The following is an 18,822-nucleotide window of genomic DNA, read 5'->3' as shown; positions in this document are numbered from 1 at the left end:
TCTGCGTGAAAGTAAGAGCATTTAAGTCAGTGGGCGGGTTATCATAAATTAAAGGAAACAAGGCAATGCAACAATTGAATCCAGCGGAAATCAGTAACCTGATTAAGCAGCGTATTCAAGACCTTGATGCGGGTGCAACTGCAAAGAATGAAGGCACGATTGTCAAAGTATCTGACGGTATCGTGCAGATTCATGGTCTTGAAGATGCCATGTACGGCGAAATGATTGAGTTTGAAGGCGAAATCTATGGAATGGCGCTTAACTTAGAGCGTGATTCTGTCGGCGCGGTAGTACTTGGTGATTACCTAAAGCTGCAAGAAGGTCAAAAAGCCTATTGTACTGGTCGTATTCTTGAAGTACCAGTAGGTCCTGAGTTGCTAGGTCGTGTTGTTGACGCCTTGGGAAATCCTATTGATGGCAAAGGTCCTATCGATGCCAAAATGACTGATAAAGTCGAAAAAATCGCCCCAGGCGTTATTGATCGTCAATCAGTAGATCAACCAGTAATGACGGGTTATAAAGCCGTTGATACTATGATTCCAATTGGTCGTGGTCAGCGTGAGCTTATCATTGGTGACCGTCAGACGGGTAAAACCGCGATGGCTATCGATGCGATCATCGCGCAGAAATCATCTGGTATCAAGTGTGTATACGTCGCAATCGGTCAGAAACGTTCTACCATTGCAAACGTCGTACGCAAGCTTGAGCAAACTGGTGCATTAGCATATACCACGGTTGTGGTTGCATCAGCATCAGAGCCTGCCGCACTACAGTATATCGCACCGTATTCAGGTTGTACGATGGGCGAATACTTCCGTGACCGCGGTGAAGACGCACTGATTGTATTTGATGACTTATCAAAACAAGCCGTTGCTTATCGTCAAATTTCACTATTGCTACGTCGTCCGCCAGGTCGTGAAGCGTATCCTGGTGATGTATTCTATTTACATTCACGTTTACTTGAGCGTGCATCACGCGTAAACGCGGCGTACGTAGAAAAATTCACTAATGGTGAAGTAGTTGGTAAAACCGGTTCTTTAACCGCACTGCCAATTATTGAAACCCAAGCTGGTGACGTATCTGCATTCGTACCGACTAACGTGATTTCAATCACTGATGGTCAGATTTTCTTAGAATCAAGCCTATTCAACTCAGGTATCCGTCCAGCAGTTAACGCTGGTATCTCGGTATCTCGTGTGGGCGGGGCAGCTCAGACTAAGATCATCAAAAAGCTATCTGGTGGTATCCGTACTGCACTGGCTCAGTATCGTGAACTGGCCGCCTTTGCTCAGTTTGCCTCAGATCTTGATGACGCGACTCGCGAACAGCTTGATCATGGTGAGCGTGTGACTGAATTGATGAAGCAGAAGCAGTATCAGCCAATGTCAATCTCTGAGCAAGCTGCAGTTATCTATGCATCGAATGAAGGCTTTTTAGCGGACGTTCCTGTTGAAAAAATCGGTTCTTTTGAAGAAGCTTACTTACGCTATATGCATGATGAGCAGAGTGAATTGATGCGTGAAATTGATGATACTGCGAATTATAATGATGATATCGCAGGTCGTTTGAAGTCATCTTTAGAGACCTTTAAACAAAATCACAGTTATTAATTTAACGGGTTAAGCCGAATTGGTTATGGCTGTCTTTGATGGCTAATAAAGTGGCGCATTGTCTTGTATTTTTTTATTAAGACAGTAGCGCCACTGTTCTAACCATTGACGGTATTAGATCGCGTCATGCACAAAATATATAACATTAATTTGTTAGATTGATGTTATATACTAAATAATTGTCGCATGCGCCAATGCTTTTTAACCCTCTTATATTGGAATCATTATGGCAAGCTTAAAAGAGATACGTGCCAAAGTCACCAGTATTAAAAGCACCCAGAAAATTACTCGTGCTATGCAAATGGTTGCGGCAAGTAAAATGCGCCGTGCCCAAGAGCGCATGGAAGTGGGTCGCCCGTATGCTGATAGTATGCGCCGGGTTATTTCACATTTGGTGCATGCCTCATCAGACTATAAACATCCGTATATGGTCTCGCGTCCAGTCAATAAGGTTGGCTATATTGTCATTACCTCTGATCGCGGTCTGGCGGGTGGTTTGAATATTAACTTATTCAAAGCTTTATCTAAGAGTATCCAGCAGTATCAAGATCAATCTGTACAAACTGAGTTTGCAGTCATTGGCGCTAAAGGTGTGAGTTTTTTCAAAAACTTTGGTGGTAAAGTGACCTCGGCAGTAACCGATTATGGTGATAAGCCAACGTTTGAGCAGATAAACGCACCGGTTCAAGCGATGCTTGACGATTATACTAACGGTAAAATAGACCGCATCTATGTGGTTTATAATAAGTTTGTTAATGCGATGACCCAAAAGCCGACTGTCAATCAGTTGGTACCTTTACCAGACAGTGCGTTTGGTGAAGAAGAGAGCGGCATTCAAACAGAACTGAGCTGGGATTATATCTACGAGCCTGATATCAAAACATTGATTGATGAGTTGCTTGGCCGCTATATTGAGTCGATTGTGTATCAAGCGGTAATGGAAAACATTGCCTCTGAGCAGTCCTCACGTATGGTTGCAATGAAAGCGGCGACAGATAATGCTGGTGACCTAATTAACGATTTACAGTTGGTTTATAACAAGCTGCGTCAAGCGGCGATTACCCGAGAAATCTCGGAAATCGTTGGCGGTGCTGCTGCTGTTTCATAATTGAAACCCCTTATGAAACCCACTATATACAGAAGTTCAAGGAGAACGCAATGAGTAGCGGTCGTATTGTACAGATTATTGGCGCGGTTCTTGACGTTGAGTTCAACCGTAGTGAAGTTCCTCAGATTTATGATGCCTTGCAAGTAGATGGTACCGAAACCACCCTAGAAGTACAGCAACAACTAGGTGATGGCATCGTCCGTACTATCGCAATGGGTTCAACTGAAGGCCTAAAGCGTAACTTAACAGTCACTAACACTGGTGCGCCTATTGCTGTGCCTGTTGGTATTGGTACGCTTGGCCGTATCATGGATGTTCTTGGTCGTCCTATCGATGAAGAAGGTCCTGTAGAAGCTGATGAAAAATGGTCTATCCACCGTGAAGCGCCAAGCTACGCGGATCAGTCAAACAGCACTGAGCTGTTAGAAACTGGTATTAAAGTTATTGATCTACTTTGCCCGTTTGCTAAAGGTGGTAAAGTTGGTCTGTTTGGTGGTGCTGGTGTTGGTAAAACCGTTAACATGATGGAGCTGATCAATAACATCGCTCTAAAACATGAAGGTTTGTCAGTATTTGCTGGTGTTGGTGAGCGTACTCGTGAAGGTAACGATTTCTATCACGAAATGCAAGAAGCTGGCGTTGTAAACACTGAAGACTTTAGTAAATCTAAAGTTGCGATGGTATACGGCCAGATGAATGAGCCACCGGGTAACCGCTTGCGTGTTGCGTTGTCTGGTTTGACCATGGCTGAATACTTCCGTGATACCAAAGATCCTGCCACTGGCAAAGGTCGTGACGTATTGCTGTTCGTTGATAACATCTACCGTTATACACTAGCCGGTACTGAAGTATCAGCACTACTTGGTCGTATGCCATCTGCGGTTGGTTATCAGCCAACACTTGCTGAAGAGATGGGTATGCTGCAAGAGCGTATTACCTCAACTCAGTCTGGCTCTATCACCTCAGTTCAAGCAGTATATGTTCCTGCGGATGATTTGACGGATCCATCACCAGCAACGACGTTTGCGCATTTGGATGCAACGGTTGTATTGAGTCGTGATATTGCTTCACAAGGTATCTATCCAGCGGTTGATCCGCTAGATTCAACCTCGCGTCAGCTAGATCCATTAGTCATTGGCGAAGAGCATTATAACGTTGCTCGTGGCGTGCAAGAGATTTTGCAGCGCTATCGTGAGCTAAAAGACATCATCGCTATCTTGGGTATGGATGAGTTATCAGAAGAAGATAAACTAGTCGTTTATCGTTCGCGTAAGATTCAGCGCTTCTTATCACAGCCATTCCACGTTGCTGAAGTCTTTACTGGCGCACCTGGTAAATATGTACCACTACGCGATACCATTGCTAGCTTTAAAGCAATCATCGCTGGTGAATACGATGACCTACCAGAGCAAGCGTTCTATATGGCTGGTGGCATCGACGAAGTTGTTGCTAAAGCAGAAAAAATGAAATCTACTGCAGCGTAAGTTGTGTTAGCATTTGCTAAAGGGCAGATAGACCATAAAAAGTCTATTTGCCAGTTAGTAACGTCTCGCAGTTTTGATTGTGTTTTGATCGTAAGGAGTTAAGTATGGCAACGTTACAATGTCGCGTCGTAAGTGCTCGTGAAGAGTTGTATTCAGGCGAAATTAGCATGTTAATAGCTACTGGTACCGAAGGCGAGATTGGTGTATTGCCAGGTCACACACCGCTTATTACTTTGTTAAAACCGGGTGCGATGCGAGTGCAAACACCAAACGGTGAAGAAGAAGTGATTTATGTATCAGGCGGTGTTTTAGAAGTACAGCCGAAGATGGTTACCGTATTGGCTGATACAGCGATGCGTGCACATAACCTTGATGAAAGCAAAATTGTCGAAGCACGTAAAAAGGCTGAGCAAATGCTGGTTAATCAATCGGATACTGTACAAACTAATGCAGCTTTAGCATCATTAGCAGAGTCTGTGGCACAGCTACAGACTATCCGTAAGTACAAAAACCGCGCTTAATTTTTTGTGGAAAATTTTAGAGTTTCCTTTTGACTCTTACCACAGATATAAAAAAACAGTCCATCATGGGCTGTTTTTTTATGTTTATTATTTAATATTCTATGCTTGTTGATCGAGGATAAATACACGATTTATGATGCAATTTCGATCTCGACAGTCAGTTTTTTAAATATGAGTGTTAACTAACTATGCACACATGAACTATGCATTTACTAATTATGTATCGAATAATAATAGGCAGTACGGGAATAGTAGATGAAAAAGTCACTGGCAGCAAAGGTGATATATCGCTATATTAGACGTAACAGGAATACAAGTATCAGTATCAATCAAGTATCCTATCACTGTGCGCTGCATTAAGATTGGCTGCTTATAGAAATTCAGGTGAAGAAAGGGTCGTAAAAAAACATTTCACTTGCTATTATTTGTATAAAGCTCATAATTTTTGGACGTAAACTAAAGTTTTAATGGGTGTAGTTTATAGGTTTTGTTAACGACTATAAGCTATAGTATAGGAAGCTGTATGTTTAATAGTATACTGTGCTACCAAGTTTGTAACAGCTATACCAACATCAATTGTGCCACTTAATGGTGCTATTAATTTTACCGCTCTTACTTTTACTGCTTTTAAATGAGATGTATTAGAGGATATAACAATGACAACGAATGAAGAAGACAACACCCCCCGAATTTTGATTGTTGAGGATGATGAGCGTCTGGCCATGTTGACTCAAGATTACTTGGTCAAAAATGGTTTAGAAGTCGCTATCGAAACCGATGGTAATCGTGCTATTCGTCGCATCGTCAGTGAACAACCAGATTTGGTCGTACTTGATGTCATGCTTCCTGGTAGCGATGGACTGACGGTATGTCGTGAAGTACGCCCGCACTATCAGAATCCTATTTTGATGCTGACTGCGCGTACTGAAGATATGGATCAGGTACTGGGTCTTGAGATGGGTGCTGATGATTATGTCGCTAAACCTGCTCAGCCACGTGTCTTGCTAGCACGTATTCGTGCGTTATTACGTCGCTCAGAAAATGCCCCATCAGAAGATGTACCACAGCGCCTAGAATTTGGTGAACTGGTTATCGACAATGGCGGTCGTTCAGTGAATTTAGGTGATGAGTTGGTTGATTTCACCAGCGCTGAATATGACTTATTATGGTTGCTTGCTTCTAATGCGGGTCGAATTCTTTCGCGTGAAGATATCTTTGAGCGTCTACGTGGTATTGAATATGACGGTCAAGATCGCTCAATTGACGTTCGTATCTCACGCATTCGTCCAAAAATCGGTGATGATCCAGAAAATCCAAAACGTATCAAAACCGTTCGTAGTAAAGGGTATTTGTTCGTTAAAGAAGGCAACTAAGTCAATTTTGCTCCGGCAACGGCTCATTGCTCATTAGCGTGACCAAAGAAACCAGCAACTAGGCTGGTTTTTTTGTGGCTAAATTTTAATTTTTGAACTTAAATACAGCGTTATGTGGTTTAATTAAGCAATTATTGTGGGTGCTGCCTAAATGTACATGAGGTAAATGGATTTTAGGTGATGCTCAGTTATAAATTAAAATACAGCAGCCAGAATGGTTTCTTATTCAACAGTGTTTGATATCATTTATCACGCAGCGCTTGTTTGCTGAATGATGTCGGCAGTTTTTCTTCATTAAGTTGGTTACGGCACGTATGTCATTAGTCTCTTCTTTAAAACACAGTATCTTTGTTCGTATTTATGCTGGGCTACTCATAGTCTGTTTGTGTGTGGCATTGTTTGCTCAACTGTTGATGGATACCATCAACAAAGAGCGCGTCCAATCCTACCGTGAAAACATGGCAACAGGGGCTTTTCATCTGGTGAGTGAAGGTATCGCTCATCAGGAAAGTGAAGAGCAGCGTGAATATTGGTTGTCTGATGCCAGTAGTTTATTTGGCTCAGAATTCAAAGTTTTGCCTATTGATGAAGTAGACTTTAATGCCAGTGAACTGCGGCGTTTTGAAAATGGCAATACGGTCGTTCGTTATACCGAGCAACCTGTCTATGCCGATGTGTATTATCGTCTACCGGACAATCAAAGCGTTTTGACCGCTAGAATATCGCAAGTGACTGAGCAGCAAGTACGGGCAATCGCTGTGTTTTTATTAGATGATTTGTCTTACTATGTGACGTTATCTGACAAGCGTACCCGTTTGGCTGAGCTGGAAAAAAAGTTTTCCTTTCCTTTAGAGTTTAAGGCCGTCAATACACTGGATTTGGATACCGATCAGCTTGCACGATTACGCCGAGATGAAGTGGTTATTTCCTTACAAGATACCAATAGCAGCAAAAGTAATTCGGCTATTAGAGTAGTGGTGCCTTCTGAAATCAATGACATGGCGATATTGATTGGTCCGGTGCCATTATTCAATTGGTTCCCACTTAATCTGATTATTAGTATGATTCTTATCAGCATGTTTTTAATCAGCTTAGGAGTGTATGCGTTGATTTTTCCACTTGAGCGTAAATTGCAGTTGATTCAGGTTGGTGTCAATGAGGTGAGTAAAGGTGATCTTGAAAGTCAAGTTCAAGTCATTGGGCAGGATGAAATTGCCCGTTTAGCCGCGACTTTTAATGCCATGACCTCGCATATCAAGCGCCTTATTGAGTCGCAGCGAGAATTAACGCGAGCGGTATCACATGAGCTGCGTACACCGGTGGCTCGTATTCGTTTTGCCGTTGATATGTTGGCTGATACGGATGACGAAGACTCACGTTTTATGCAGCGTGATTTTATTGATGAAGATATCGAAGCGCTTAATGGCTTGATTGATGAGATTTTGACTTACGCCAAGCTCGAAGAAGGCTCACCAAAGCTGGATTTAGAACCAGTCAATCTTAGAGAGTTATTGGAGCAGATTGAGCGTGAAACCAATGCCTTGGGTAAGCCTATCAAAATAGTGACCAAGCTGCCGAATGCTAAAGTAACCGCTGTCGCAGATAGGCGTTATTTACACCGTGTGATTCAAAATCTGGCGGGCAATGCCTTACGTTATGCAGAAACCACGATTATCATTAGTGCTGGCGTCAGAAAGGGCAATGCTTTTGTTAGTGTTGAGGATGATGGTCATGGTATTCCAGAAGCAGATCGTGAAAAGGTCTTTATTCCATTTTCACGTTTAGATGACAGTCGCACACGCGCCTCAGGCGGCTATGGTTTAGGCTTGTCTATTGTATCGCGCATTGCCTTTTGGTTTAATGGTAGTATGAAAGTCGATGAGAGCCGAGAGCTTGGCGGTGCACGATTTGTCATGACGTGGCCTATCAAGCCACTGACACAAATTTTGGCTGCTGATGAACTGACGCAAGAAAAAAGCGAGCGTGGTTTTGAAGATAAATAATGCCACTGCACAGGGTTGTCGTTATTTTTTAGTATAAAAATAGCGGCATCAATTAAGCAGTGTGTGACAAATAAACTTGCTCAATTTCTAAGCAGTGTTCTCAATCTCATCTTTAGAATGAATACACACCTTAGATAGAATTGTCGGTTAATTTTTATTATTAACGGTTTAAAGATAGCTTTAAATCAGAGGAGGGCAAAGGATGCCATATTTATTTGGTGGTTTGGTGGTACTAAATGCAATAACGTTGGGCTACTATTTATTCTTGCAGCAGCCATCGACGACGCAAACGTTAACAGCAGCACAAGAAAGTATTACGCAGCCATTAGCGTTTACGAATAGCGCCAAATATATTCCACCTATTATTGGAAACAAAGACTAGGTGTTATACAACTAAATAGTCGCAGCGAATTGTTTTGAGCATTTATTAGCTTTAGTGATGAACAATTCAACTGCTATCAGTCTTCTTTGTTCCAAATCTTATCATTAAAGACAGGCATTTTTTCTGTATCGTTTGCCATGGTTGTATCTCCAGCAACCTTGGAAAGCAGAGGAATACGCACACACACTTGTAAACCTCCGTCGGGATGATTAATGGCTTCTACCGTCCCATGATGCAATCTGGCGATACGATCGACAATCGCTAGACCTAAACCACTGCCTTGTGTGGTACGTGCTGTCTCTCCGCGTTCAAAAGGCTGCATAATACGTTCTAGCTGATCTTCTGCAACGCCATCACCACAGTCACGCACACATATCAGCAATTGTTCTTGCGCCTCTCTATTGACGACATTTTCACTGACGACATCGCTATCTTCCTCTTCAATGGTTTCTATAAAAGTTGGCACAACAGTCGCTGACAGGTAAATGGGCGGTTTGCCATAACGCTTGGCATTATTGACCAGATTGATCACAAGGCGTTTGATAGACATGGGGCGCACAGGAACCACTTTGTGACACTCTGATTGATAGATGAACTCCATTGGTGCAAATTGCACCATGATCTCATTAAAGATGGTATCCAAATTGGTTAGGCTGACTGGCTCATCGGAGCCATCTTTCATAAACGAGATAAACTGCTCTAAAATGGCATCCATGTCTTCAATATCATAAATTAATCCCTCTCGGAAAAAGTCATCAGGTAGCATCTCAGCAGTCAAACGCATACGAGTTAGAGGCGTTCGCAGATCATGCGAGGTACCAGCGAGCATGATCGTACGCTCTTTTTGTGCTTGATTTAACGTCGTGAATAGACGATTGAATGCCATGTTGACCTGACGTATCTCCGTAGGTCCTTTTTGTGTTGGCAACGTAGTGGCATGACCGAGGCGAATATAGTTGGTCGCAGCACGCTGTAAATATCGTAGCGGACGATTTAATTGCCGCGCCAGTAGAATAATGGTCAGCAGCGATAAAATAGGCAATCCGATTAGGAAAAGCACCAATAATGCTGGACTATATTGTGAATAATAAACCACGGGTTCACGAATCCAAAAGCTGTCATCACGGCTGTCTTGCACCCAAAGCTGTGGTGTCGGTTTGAATTTAAAATAAACCTCGACAGGTCGACCCAATTGCGCACCGATTTCGCGTTGTAAGACATCAGTGAAGACGCCGACAAAGGCCTTATCAGACACTGCTGGAAAGTCATTAGGGTTATTCACTACCACGACATGTGAGTGTTGATAAATCCATTGGCGTACTTCAGGACGATTTTTCCAGTCTTTGTTGACACTATTCATCAACTGCAGCTCGCTCGTCAAGTAACGCGCATGGTTTTTAAGCTCGGGTAAATATAGACTGCGCCAAAAAAACAGAATCGACAAGCTGACACTGATAAGAACAATGAAAGAGACCATCAAGGTTGTCAGCCAAGTGTTGGAGTAAGAGCGCGTAAACCGCCCTTTGCGACGTGGTTGCGATTTTGGTGTGGTCATATGGATCCAACATATTAAAAGATGCTTTATTGAGTTTAGTGTAAAAATGGTGCTTTCTTATGTCGTTCAAAAACAACATGCGATACTTATGAATAGCATAATGGTTGCGATTCTTGAGCGATGGCGCAATTCGTTAGGCGATAGCATCATTCACTCGCTGACTATGTCATAGAGTAGCATAATCAATGAATGACACGGATGGCTTTAAAACAGTAGGCAACAATTGAATACTCAAATTTGCACTAATATAGTACTGAGTAATATAGCACCGAATAATACAGCGCTGAATAATACAGCAACGAGCCACTTGGACATGATGTAGAGGCAGTATCTTCAGTTAAAAATCAGTGGTGATGATCAATTGTATTTTACATCGATGGGCATTTAAGCTATTGTTAATAAATAATTAAATAAGCGCAGTTTATGTTTTCAATAAATCAAGACTGTGATATAATTATGCCCTTTTTGGTATACCTGCGAAAGAGAGAATTCACATGGTTGTTATTCGTTTAGCACGGGGCGGTGCCAAGAAACGCCCATTTTATCAAGTAGTTGTTGCTGATCAACGCCGCGCGCGTGACGGTCGCTATATTGAAAATATCGGCTTTTTTAACCCACTCGCTAAAGAGTCTGAAGAAGCAGTACGCCTAAATATGGAAGCGTACAATGCGTGGATCGCAAAAGGTGCACAACCTTCAGATCGCGTTGCTTCATTGGTAAAAGCTTTCAACAAGTCTGTCGCGCAAACTGAAGCAACTGCTTAAGTTCTGTGGTCACTGAGACGCTGATAGCATGTCTATAAGCAGTCTCGATAGACTTTAGTAAAAAAACATAGCGTAACTGGTCTAACTAGGTACGCCATTAACTGTTTATCGCTTTTAACTGCGTTTATCGTTTTTAATTGCTTTTTATTTATCTTCGCTGTGTTCATCATTGTTAGGTTAGCCGTTATGTCTTCTGCTCCAAACGCTAGTGCCCTTATGAAAATTGGTCAGCTCAAAAAGCCTTATGGCATCAAAGGTTGGCTTTGGGTATTTAGCGAGACAGATGATCGTACGGCGATATTTGACATTAAACCTTGGTGGATGAAAACCGCTACCGGCATGAAACCTTTAACCGTTAAGGCTTGGCGTGAGCAAGGCACAGGAATTGTGGCTCAGTTTGAGCAGATTCCTGATCGCAATGTTGCTGAGACTATGAACGGGGTAACTCTTTGGGTCGAGCAAGACATTTTGCCAGAACCCGCTGAAGATGAATATTACTGGTCGGATTTGGTCAGCCTGCGCGTTGTAAATGAGCAGGATGAGTATCTAGGCGACATTACTGAGATGTTTGAGACTGGCGCTCACGCTATTATGCGGGTTGCGGCAAACTCAGACAGCTTAGATGCCGATGAGCGCCTGATTCCATGGCACAAGCAAACTGTAGTACAGGTCAGTTTGACTGAAAAAACAGTGCTGGTGGCATGGCCGAGTGATTATTGATAATAATTTTAACTTTGCGGTTAAGCTTTATCAGTAATAACACCGATTTATTTAGCCAATATTAGCCACTGCGCAAGTAGATACCTAATGTATTTTGCCGTTATTAGTATTTTCCCTGAGATGTTTGCCACGATTCGTGAGTTTGGAATCACGGGTCGGGCAGTCACTCAGAAACAAGTGACGATTGAATGCATTAATCCGCGTGATTTTACCAGTGATAATTATCGCCGTATTGATGAACGTCCGTATGGTGGCGGTCCTGGCATGGTGATGATGGCTGAGCCATTATCCCAAGCGATTGAGGATGCGCGCCTGCGAGCAAGTCAGCATGGCTGCCGTGTCGACAAAGCGCACTGTCCGGTGATATATATGTCGCCACAAGGACAGACGCTGAGTGAGAGTAGTGTGGTCGATATGACTGAGTATGACGGCATGATTATATTATGTGGTCGTTACGAAGGTATTGATGAGCGCCTACTGTCGCAATATGTTGACATGGAAATATCGCTTGGTGATTACGTACTTACCGGTGGTGAGCTACCAGCAATGGTGCTAATGGATAGTGTGATACGTCGTCTGCCTGATATTATGGGTGATGATAAGTCAGCTGAGCAAGACTCGTTTGTCGATGGCTTGCTTGATTGTCCACATTATACTAAGCCGCATGAGTTTGCTGGTATGGCCGTCCCTGAAGTATTGCTTTCAGGACATCATGCCAATATCGCTAAGTGGCGCTTTAGCCAACAGGTCGAACGTACGCAAGCGCGTCGTCCAGACTTATGGCAAGCGTTTACGCCAACGGTAGAGCAAGCAAAGTGGCTAAAAGCATTGGCAAAAGCAGATAAAAAACAGCGTTGATAGCGGCTAAAAAGATAAACAGTTAAGCAACAGAATTTTGAGCAACAACAAAACGAGTCATAGCATAATGGCCGTTTGTCATAACCCACTTACGTTGTGTCTCATTAAAAAGATACGATCCATTATTACAAACAGGTGATATGCGTCAAGCCTCTATTATCTAATGTGAGGAGATAACTCTCATGAGCAACAAGCATCCATTGGTTCAGGTCATCGAAAATGCTCAATTGATTGAGCGCCCAAGCTTTGCACCCGGCGATACCGTTGTGGTTCAAGTAAAAGTACGTGAAGGTGAGCGTGAGCGTTTACAGGCTTTTGAAGGCGTTGTAATTGCTAAACGTAACCGCGGTTTAAACTCAGCGTTTACCGTACGTAAAATCTCAAGCGGTGTTGGCGTTGAGCGTGCATTCCAATTGCATTCACCAATCATCGATAGCATCGAAGTGAAACGCCGTGGCGCTGTTCGCCGTGCGAAACTATACTACTTACGTGAGCGCTCTGGTAAATCAGCACGTATCCGCGAGAAGCTTGCTCCGCGTGCACCTAAAGCTGTTAAGCCAAAAGCTAACGCTTAGATTATATCCAGTATCTGCTTTTAAGCATTGTGCTTAATATCGCTTTATTGCTGAACTGTCTATTATGCGATTCGGCAATAGCGAAAAACCAGATACAAGCCCTTATTCATAGGTTTATCATATAAATAAGCGGGTAGTACCAAAAAAGACAAAACCCCAATCTGTGCGACTGCCAGATTGGGGTTTTTGTTTCTGTTGTTTTAATTAATGCGCTTTAATTAATATGCTTTAAATCACAAATCTAGAGAAACGTTTTAAAAATTGCCTTTAAAGTTCTAACCATCGAGATTTTCGATACGGCTATTTTGGTCTTTAGATTTGCTGTACTTACGCAAGCGTATATAGAGCGTCTTAGTGACGGTAGCGATAATTTTTTGTTGATCATCGACGATATCTGCTTGGTATTCCCGAAATACTGGCTCGCCGTCTTTTGCTAATTCCTGAATCGTGGTGATTTCATTGCTAGGAATTTTTAGGCGCGCAGTGACTTTGCTATTACCAGGGGCAATAAACTCAATATGTGAGCTTTTGTCCCAGACCACGTAACTGCTGCCCAGTTGGTGCATCAGCATTATCATATAGAATGGATCTACCATCGAATACAGGCTGCCGCCAAACTGAGTGCCCACGATGTTTTTGTTCAGCGTATTCAGCCCCATACTTACCACACACAAACCTTGATCGAGATTGAGGTGATCGATTCTGATACCAGCGCCTACGTACGGTGCATAAGTGTTGATACGCAGCTTCAGTAGGTGGGGTGTCAATAACGGCATGATACTTTGTTTGGCTCTGCGTTTTAGCGTCTCAAAATTGGTAGGTAGCAAACTCATAAATTCGTCCTATTGCTTCTTTTATATTTTTTAGTGATACCGTTTGAGTCAAATTTTTTAGTGTACTTCTATCAAAGAGCAGTCACGAAAGGGCATTTATCATAAGTAAAAAATATCAAAACCGCTAGGCTTAAAGCGTAACTGACATGAATTTTCTATGGTTACTTAAAAGTTATAATAAACTATTTATTATAACTATCTTTAATATTTAGTTATGTGATAACAAATATCTAGATACAGATAATTATTAAGAAAAAGGTCATTTATTCTAATTTAAAGTTTATATTAAGTGTGTTTTTTCCTCATGGTTTTCTATTAAGTTCAATTTTGCATTAAATAGAAACTTTAATTTATAGATTATAATAGTGTATCGACTTTTTGAGTGGTTCTAAGTTCGCATTTCGAGTTCTCATGTCATACAATGGCTTGCAATTTTTAATGGACGCTTTAGTCACATTAAATGTCACTATCAAATTATCAGTTAAATTAAGCCTCAGACGACACAAGGAAATGTGATGAGTAACTCTCAGATCCCTTCTTCAGGGTCTAATCAGCAGAAGTCAAACCCATCCGATTACGACACAGAGTTATCAGGTAGTTATGTCGATTTGCACAAACCAAGTTCGAGTTTTGAGAGTCGTGATGATTATCTCAATCATGAATTGCAAATCATGCAGCCCAAACGCTGGCGTCCCAATTTGCCGTTTCGTGATTATCGCTTTGAGTATGAAGATACTATTCCTGCAATGGCGGCGACGATTGGTAAAGTGGTTATGGTGGGTGCGATTGCTGCAACATTTGCAGGTCCACTTGGTTTGGGCGATGCGTTTGTTTTAGAAAACGTTCGTTATGAGCTATTAATCGTTTCATTCTTTATCATCTTATTTTCAGGATTTTTACTCCCGACAGCCAACCTTGCAGGTACTCACGGCCCCCTTATTCCCCTTATTCCTATTGTTGTAGCCGCTGGTGGCCATCCAATGGCGTTTGGTCTGCTCATCGGTGCCTTCGGCTTGCTATTGGCAATCAGTAAAGGAGGCAGTCTGCTGGCAAATCTGACCAGTAAAGGTGTGTGCGGTGGCCTCTTGATTTACTTAGGGTTTATCGGTACGACCTCACAGGTCAAAAACCTCTTTGCTTGGGCAGAAGGTATTGGCATGTCGCATATTGCCTTTTTTATTATTTTGGCAACTATCCTGCTATATGCATTACTTGAGCACTGGCAAAAACGCTGGCTTGCGGTACCGCTAAGCTGTGTACTAGGTGGCGGACTTGCATTTGCATTGGGCGCTCCTTTTGAGTTTAAAACCGCACCAGGCTTGCCGAATATGAACCCGATGTATTGGTGGGGTGAAAATACCGGTTGGATGCTAGGATTGCCGACGGTTGAAAGCTTTATTGTCGTACTGCCATTTGCTATTTTGGCGGTTGCGATGTGGTCACCAGATTTCTTGGGTCATCAGGTTTTTCAAAAAATCAGCTATCCTAAACGTACTGAAAAAGTGCTCATGGATATTGATGACACAATGACTAGTGCATCGTTTCGTCAGGTCGTCGGCTCTGTATTGGGCGGTGCTAACTTTGCTTCATCGTGGGGCACGTATATTGTCCCAGCAGCGATTGCCAAACGTCCGATTCCTGCTGGTGCCTTATTGACGGCATTGTTTTGTATTATCGCAGGGGTTTGGGGCTATCCAATGGATTTGGCTATTTGGCAGCCAGTGATGTGTGTGGCCTTAATCGTTGGTGTGTTTATTCCACTGCTTGAAGCTGGTATGGAAATGACTCGTGAAGGTAAAACCACTCAGTCTGCTGCGATTGTGGTGTTTGCTTCAGCGCTTGTAAATCCTGCCTTTGGTTGGTCACTCACGTTGTTGCTCGATAACTTAGGCTTGATTGGCTCTAAAGAACGTAGCGCCAATTTGACTAAAATGAGCCGCTGGATCATACCGGGTATTATGTTTGTGGTATTGACTGGCGTGATGGCTATCGTTGGTATGCTACCGGGTATTCCGGCATTGATGGCTAACTTTCGTCATTAATAACATCTTACTTATCCACGAAAAAGTCAGCCTTAGTGTTGGCTTTTTTATGGGTGATGCTATGATAATAATTGGCTTGTAAAACAATGACTCCCGCCCCATAACTAGCAGTATTATAAGACTTTTAAGAGCAATAAATTCTATGGTCAATGTCTCAGAATCGAGTCCCATCGATGACAAGAAAGCCCGTCTTAAGCATTTAATTCAGCGCCTGCCAAATTTGCCAGGGGTCTATAAGATGCTGGGTAAAAATGGCGATATCTTATATGTCGGTAAAGCCAAGTCACTCAAGAGCCGTGTGAACAGCTACTTTGCTAAAACCATTGACCATCCAAAAACACGGGCGCTAGTGGCACGGATACATAATATTGAAACCATTATTACCCGTAGTGAGACCGAAGCGTTATTGCTCGAGCAAAACTTGATTAAAGAATATCGTCCGCCTTATAACGTACTGTTGCGCGATGACAAATCCTATCTCTATGTGTTTATTTCAGCAGATAAGCCTTACCCGCGATTGGCTTATGGTCGCGGTAAAGGCAATCACCAAAAAGGTCGCTTTTTCGGTCCTTTCCCCTCTGCTCATGCTGCCAAAGAGACACTGGTACTGATGCAGAAAATGTTTCAAATGCGCCAATGTACCAACACTTCTTTTAAGCAACGTAAGCGTCCTTGTCTTGAGTATCAGATTAAGCGCTGCCGTGCGCCTTGCGTGGGCTTGGTATCGCCTGAAGAATATATGGAAGACGTCAATAATACTATTCGTTTCCTAAAAGGCGACTCTAGCGATATTCATAGCGCTTTGATTGAAAAAATGGAAGCTTCTGCTGAAGAATTAGACTTTGAAAAGGCAGTGTTTTATCGCGACCAGCTGTCTATGCTGCGCGAAGTACAAGCCAAGCAAGCTGTTTATACTGTGCAAGGCGAGGCGGATGTGATTGCTATTGCCAGTCAAGCAGGGATGACTTGTGTCAACGTCTTGACCGTACGTGGCGGGCGTGTGCTTGGCGGTAAGAATTACTTCCCTGATGTTGATAGCAGCGAGCCACTTGCTGATAATTTATCGGCATTTATTACTTCATTTTATTTTCAGGTGACGGATGACTTGCCACCCGAAATCATGTTGAGTCATGAATTACCGGATCAAGTGGCGGTCAGTGAAGCGCTAGCGAGCCATTTTGGCAGTAAAGTCGTGATCAAAACCAGTGTTCGTGAGCACCGTGCCGAATGGTTAGATTTAGCCAAACTCAATACCAATAATGCGCTAAAAACCAAGCTGGGCGACTATTTAGAGCTGCATGCGCGCTTTGGTGCCTTAAAAGATGTCTTAGCGGACGTCACTGATAGAACCGTTGATCGCATAGAGTGTTTTGATATCTCCCATACGATGGGCGAGGCGACCATTGGTAGCTGCGTAGTCTTTGACCAAGGTGGCTCGCGTCGCCGTGATTATCGTCAATATGCGATTCATGACATTGTCGGTGGTGATGACTATGCCGCAATGAAACAAGTGCTGACACGGCGCTATAAAAAGCAGCCATTGCCTGATTTGTTGCTGATTGATGGTGGTAAAGGGCAGCTTGGCATCGCCAAAGAAGTGCTAACCGAGCTGGGTATTCTTGGTGATACTTTGCTGATTAGCGTGGCAAAAGGCGAAGGACGTAAGGCTGGGCTTGAAGTGCTGCATTTTATCGATCATGAGCCGTTAGATTTACCGATGGATAGCAAGGCGCTGCATTTACTGATGCATATTCGCGATGAGGCACATCGTTTTGCGATTACGGCGCATCGTAAGAAGCGTGATAAGCGCCGTTCATCGTCAGTATTAGAGGTGATTCCGGGGCTGGGTGAAAAGCGCCGCCGTGATTTACTCAATCATTTTGGCGGATTGCAACAATTGCTCGGTGCATCGCAGCAAGAATTGGCAGGCGTGCAAGGTATTGGGCCAGTACTTGCAAAAACGGTTTATAAAGTATTGCACGAGTAGGCGTTTACATTCTACCTACCTATCTATCTGTCTGTCTAAATTTTTAGTAGTAGGGTAAACAGTTTCTAATGTATTACATAGGTAATGGGTACAGTAACTTTTGTTGTAATAACCTCATTATCCTTAGTACCGGCTTTGAATATCATTTTTCTAGCATCACGTAGAGCACTTCGGTCTAATGACACGACGCCTGATGACTCAGTAACAGAAATGGAACTAATTTGACCAGATTTATCAATCAACATGCTCAGGACAACTTCATATTCCTCACCAGCTTTCAAACGTCTAGCTGCTCTGTGTGGAACTGTGAACTGAGGTTGACGCAATATTTCAGCAGGCTTAATAACAGGCTCTCTTATCGCTAGACTCTGACAGCCCGATAGTAATATGCCAGTAAAGATAAAGGGTAGTAGTTTCATAACCAGCTGACCTAGTCTGCTTTTATTTTATAAGTCACAAATTTAAAATCTAGTGCACTTTTTTCATCATGCATTTTCTCAGATTCTTCGGCCACTTCAAACTCATTTGGCAATTCAGGATAAAAAGCGTCGCCATCCGTAATCTCAGTATCGACGTGGGTCAGCTCAATGCGATCGGTATACATCAACGCATCGCTAAAAACGCGCTCGCCACCAATTACCCAAATAGTATCCAGATGCGCACCATGTGCCAGACTTGCCGCTTGCGTTAATGCATCATCTAAATTATGCACCACGTAAGCATTGCTTTTACCGACCAAACCTTTTTGTTCGGCATAATCTAGCTGGCTGCTGATGATGAAGCTCACGCGTTTTGGCAAAGGCTTGCTGCCCATGGATTCAAATGTCTTACGACCCATAATGACGATACCTTGGATCGCACCATCATTTTGTTTGGTCGTCATGCTTTTAAAATGCTGCAAATCTGCTGAGATATGCCACGGCAGCTCATTATCTTTGCCGATACAGCGGTTGCTACTGATAGCTGCAATTTGGGCAACTTCGGTGTGGGCATAACTCATAACGTAT

Annotated in this window: 17 protein-coding genes; 13 read left to right on the top strand and 4 right to left on the bottom strand. The window is 42.9% G+C overall.

The window, feature by feature from the left end; all coding sequences use genetic code 11:
* Positions 1-65 precede the first annotated feature (65 nt).
* From atpA to JMV76_RS11940, 7 genes are all read left to right on the top strand, one after another.
* The gene (gene atpA, locus JMV76_RS11970; RefSeq protein WP_055125356.1) at positions 66-1,610 is read left to right on the top strand and encodes a F0F1 ATP synthase subunit alpha; all 1,545 of its coding nucleotides are present in this window, start codon (positions 66-68) and stop codon (positions 1,608-1,610) included.
* Between the two features lie 226 nt (positions 1,611-1,836).
* Entirely contained in the window at positions 1,837-2,718 is an 882-nt protein-coding gene (atpG, locus tag JMV76_RS11965; RefSeq protein ID WP_045445883.1) for a F0F1 ATP synthase subunit gamma, read from the top strand.
* Between the two features lie 50 nt (positions 2,719-2,768).
* Complete coding sequence (gene atpD, locus JMV76_RS11960) at positions 2,769-4,202, top strand: F0F1 ATP synthase subunit beta (RefSeq protein ID WP_045452427.1); 1,434 nt, start codon at positions 2,769-2,771, stop codon at positions 4,200-4,202.
* A 104-nt stretch (positions 4,203-4,306) separates the two neighbouring features.
* Positions 4,307-4,723, top strand: a complete 417-nt coding sequence (locus JMV76_RS11955; RefSeq protein WP_021812807.1) for a F0F1 ATP synthase subunit epsilon — start codon at positions 4,307-4,309, stop codon at positions 4,721-4,723.
* 656 nt (positions 4,724-5,379) lie between these two features.
* Entirely contained in the window at positions 5,380-6,096 is a 717-nt protein-coding gene (locus JMV76_RS11950) for a response regulator (protein WP_045445894.1), read from the top strand.
* A gap of 314 nt (positions 6,097-6,410) precedes the next feature.
* Positions 6,411-8,099, top strand: a complete 1,689-nt coding sequence (locus JMV76_RS11945; RefSeq protein ID WP_201502846.1) for an ATP-binding protein — start codon at positions 6,411-6,413, stop codon at positions 8,097-8,099.
* Between the two features lie 202 nt (positions 8,100-8,301).
* Entirely contained in the window at positions 8,302-8,481 is a 180-nt protein-coding gene (locus tag JMV76_RS11940; protein WP_045452429.1) for a hypothetical protein, read from the top strand.
* 76 nt (positions 8,482-8,557) lie between these two features.
* On the opposite strand, the gene JMV76_RS11935 is transcribed toward JMV76_RS11940, so the two are convergent.
* Entirely contained in the window at positions 8,558-10,036 is a 1,479-nt protein-coding gene (locus JMV76_RS11935; protein WP_201502845.1) for an ATP-binding protein, read from the bottom strand.
* A 494-nt stretch (positions 10,037-10,530) separates the two neighbouring features.
* On the opposite strand from JMV76_RS11935, the gene rpsP reads away from it, so the two are divergent.
* The 4 genes from rpsP to rplS all read left to right on the top strand — a co-directional run bounded on the left by rpsP (position 10,531) and on the right by rplS (position 12,953).
* A complete protein-coding gene (rpsP, locus tag JMV76_RS11930) occupies positions 10,531-10,800 on the top strand; it encodes a 30S ribosomal protein S16 (protein ID WP_045452431.1) in 270 nt (89 codons plus the stop codon).
* A gap of 186 nt (positions 10,801-10,986) precedes the next feature.
* Positions 10,987-11,520 carry a ribosome maturation factor RimM gene (rimM, locus tag JMV76_RS11925; RefSeq protein ID WP_045445903.1) on the top strand — a complete coding sequence of 178 codons (534 nt, stop codon included), beginning with the start codon at positions 10,987-10,989 and terminating at the stop codon, positions 11,518-11,520.
* A gap of 87 nt (positions 11,521-11,607) precedes the next feature.
* A complete protein-coding gene (trmD, locus tag JMV76_RS11920) occupies positions 11,608-12,378 on the top strand; it encodes a tRNA (guanosine(37)-N1)-methyltransferase TrmD (protein WP_087813637.1) in 771 nt (256 codons plus the stop codon).
* Positions 12,379-12,560: 182 nt separating this feature from the next.
* A complete protein-coding gene (rplS, locus tag JMV76_RS11915) occupies positions 12,561-12,953 on the top strand; it encodes a 50S ribosomal protein L19 (protein WP_045445905.1) in 393 nt (130 codons plus the stop codon).
* Between the two features lie 275 nt (positions 12,954-13,228).
* Here rplS and JMV76_RS11910 read toward each other — a convergent pair whose 3' ends face one another.
* On the bottom strand, positions 13,229-13,786 hold the full coding sequence (locus tag JMV76_RS11910; RefSeq protein WP_198330012.1) for a DUF4442 domain-containing protein: 558 nt from the start codon (positions 13,784-13,786) through the stop codon (positions 13,229-13,231).
* Positions 13,787-14,301: 515 nt separating this feature from the next.
* On the opposite strand from JMV76_RS11910, the gene JMV76_RS11905 reads away from it, so the two are divergent.
* Complete coding sequence (locus JMV76_RS11905) at positions 14,302-15,828, top strand: DUF3360 family protein (protein WP_201502844.1); 1,527 nt, start codon at positions 14,302-14,304, stop codon at positions 15,826-15,828.
* Between the two features lie 142 nt (positions 15,829-15,970).
* The gene (gene uvrC / locus JMV76_RS11900; protein WP_201502843.1) at positions 15,971-17,815 is read left to right on the top strand and encodes an excinuclease ABC subunit UvrC; all 1,845 of its coding nucleotides are present in this window, start codon (positions 15,971-15,973) and stop codon (positions 17,813-17,815) included.
* 65 nt (positions 17,816-17,880) lie between these two features.
* On the opposite strand, the gene JMV76_RS11895 is transcribed toward uvrC, so the two are convergent.
* Positions 17,881-18,234 carry an energy transducer TonB gene (locus JMV76_RS11895; RefSeq protein WP_201502842.1) on the bottom strand — a complete coding sequence of 118 codons (354 nt, stop codon included), beginning with the start codon at positions 18,232-18,234 and terminating at the stop codon, positions 17,881-17,883.
* Between the two features lie 11 nt (positions 18,235-18,245).
* Positions 18,246-18,815, bottom strand: a complete 570-nt coding sequence (locus JMV76_RS11890) for a dihydrofolate reductase (protein ID WP_201502841.1) — start codon at positions 18,813-18,815, stop codon at positions 18,246-18,248.
* Between the last annotated feature and the right edge of the window lie 7 nt (positions 18,816-18,822).

The organism is Psychrobacter cibarius, assembly GCF_904845955.1.
Lineage (GTDB): Bacteria > Pseudomonadota > Gammaproteobacteria > Pseudomonadales > Moraxellaceae > Psychrobacter > Psychrobacter cibarius_B.
Note: the sequence above shows the minus strand (reverse complement) of the source record. Positions and strands in the feature narration are given on the sequence as shown.

What these genes read in the sequence shown, in the direction of transcription:
- atpA (WP_055125356.1), top strand. Translation starts at nt 66, where the DNA reads ATGCAACAATTGAATCCAGCGGAAATCAGTAACCTGATTAAGCAGCGT.
- atpG (WP_045445883.1), top strand. Translation starts at nt 1,837, where the DNA reads ATGGCAAGCTTAAAAGAGATACGTGCCAAAGTCACCAGTATTAAAAGC.
- atpD (WP_045452427.1), top strand. Translation starts at nt 2,769, where the DNA reads ATGAGTAGCGGTCGTATTGTACAGATTATTGGCGCGGTTCTTGACGTT.
- JMV76_RS11955 (WP_021812807.1), top strand. Translation starts at nt 4,307, where the DNA reads ATGGCAACGTTACAATGTCGCGTCGTAAGTGCTCGTGAAGAGTTGTAT.
- JMV76_RS11950 (WP_045445894.1), top strand. Translation starts at nt 5,380, where the DNA reads ATGACAACGAATGAAGAAGACAACACCCCCCGAATTTTGATTGTTGAG.
- JMV76_RS11945 (WP_201502846.1), top strand. Translation starts at nt 6,411, where the DNA reads ATGTCATTAGTCTCTTCTTTAAAACACAGTATCTTTGTTCGTATTTAT.
- JMV76_RS11940 (WP_045452429.1), top strand. Translation starts at nt 8,302, where the DNA reads ATGCCATATTTATTTGGTGGTTTGGTGGTACTAAATGCAATAACGTTG.
- JMV76_RS11935 (WP_201502845.1), bottom strand. Translation starts at nt 10,036, where the DNA reads ATGACCACACCAAAATCGCAACCACGTCGCAAAGGGCGGTTTACGCGC.
- rpsP (WP_045452431.1), top strand. Translation starts at nt 10,531, where the DNA reads ATGGTTGTTATTCGTTTAGCACGGGGCGGTGCCAAGAAACGCCCATTT.
- rimM (WP_045445903.1), top strand. Translation starts at nt 10,987, where the DNA reads ATGTCTTCTGCTCCAAACGCTAGTGCCCTTATGAAAATTGGTCAGCTC.
- trmD (WP_087813637.1), top strand. Translation starts at nt 11,608, where the DNA reads ATGTATTTTGCCGTTATTAGTATTTTCCCTGAGATGTTTGCCACGATT.
- rplS (WP_045445905.1), top strand. Translation starts at nt 12,561, where the DNA reads ATGAGCAACAAGCATCCATTGGTTCAGGTCATCGAAAATGCTCAATTG.
- JMV76_RS11910 (WP_198330012.1), bottom strand. Translation starts at nt 13,786, where the DNA reads ATGAGTTTGCTACCTACCAATTTTGAGACGCTAAAACGCAGAGCCAAA.
- JMV76_RS11905 (WP_201502844.1), top strand. Translation starts at nt 14,302, where the DNA reads ATGAGTAACTCTCAGATCCCTTCTTCAGGGTCTAATCAGCAGAAGTCA.
- uvrC (WP_201502843.1), top strand. Translation starts at nt 15,971, where the DNA reads ATGGTCAATGTCTCAGAATCGAGTCCCATCGATGACAAGAAAGCCCGT.
- JMV76_RS11895 (WP_201502842.1), bottom strand. Translation starts at nt 18,234, where the DNA reads ATGAAACTACTACCCTTTATCTTTACTGGCATATTACTATCGGGCTGT.
- JMV76_RS11890 (WP_201502841.1), bottom strand. Translation starts at nt 18,815, where the DNA reads ATGAGTTATGCCCACACCGAAGTTGCCCAAATTGCAGCTATCAGTAGC.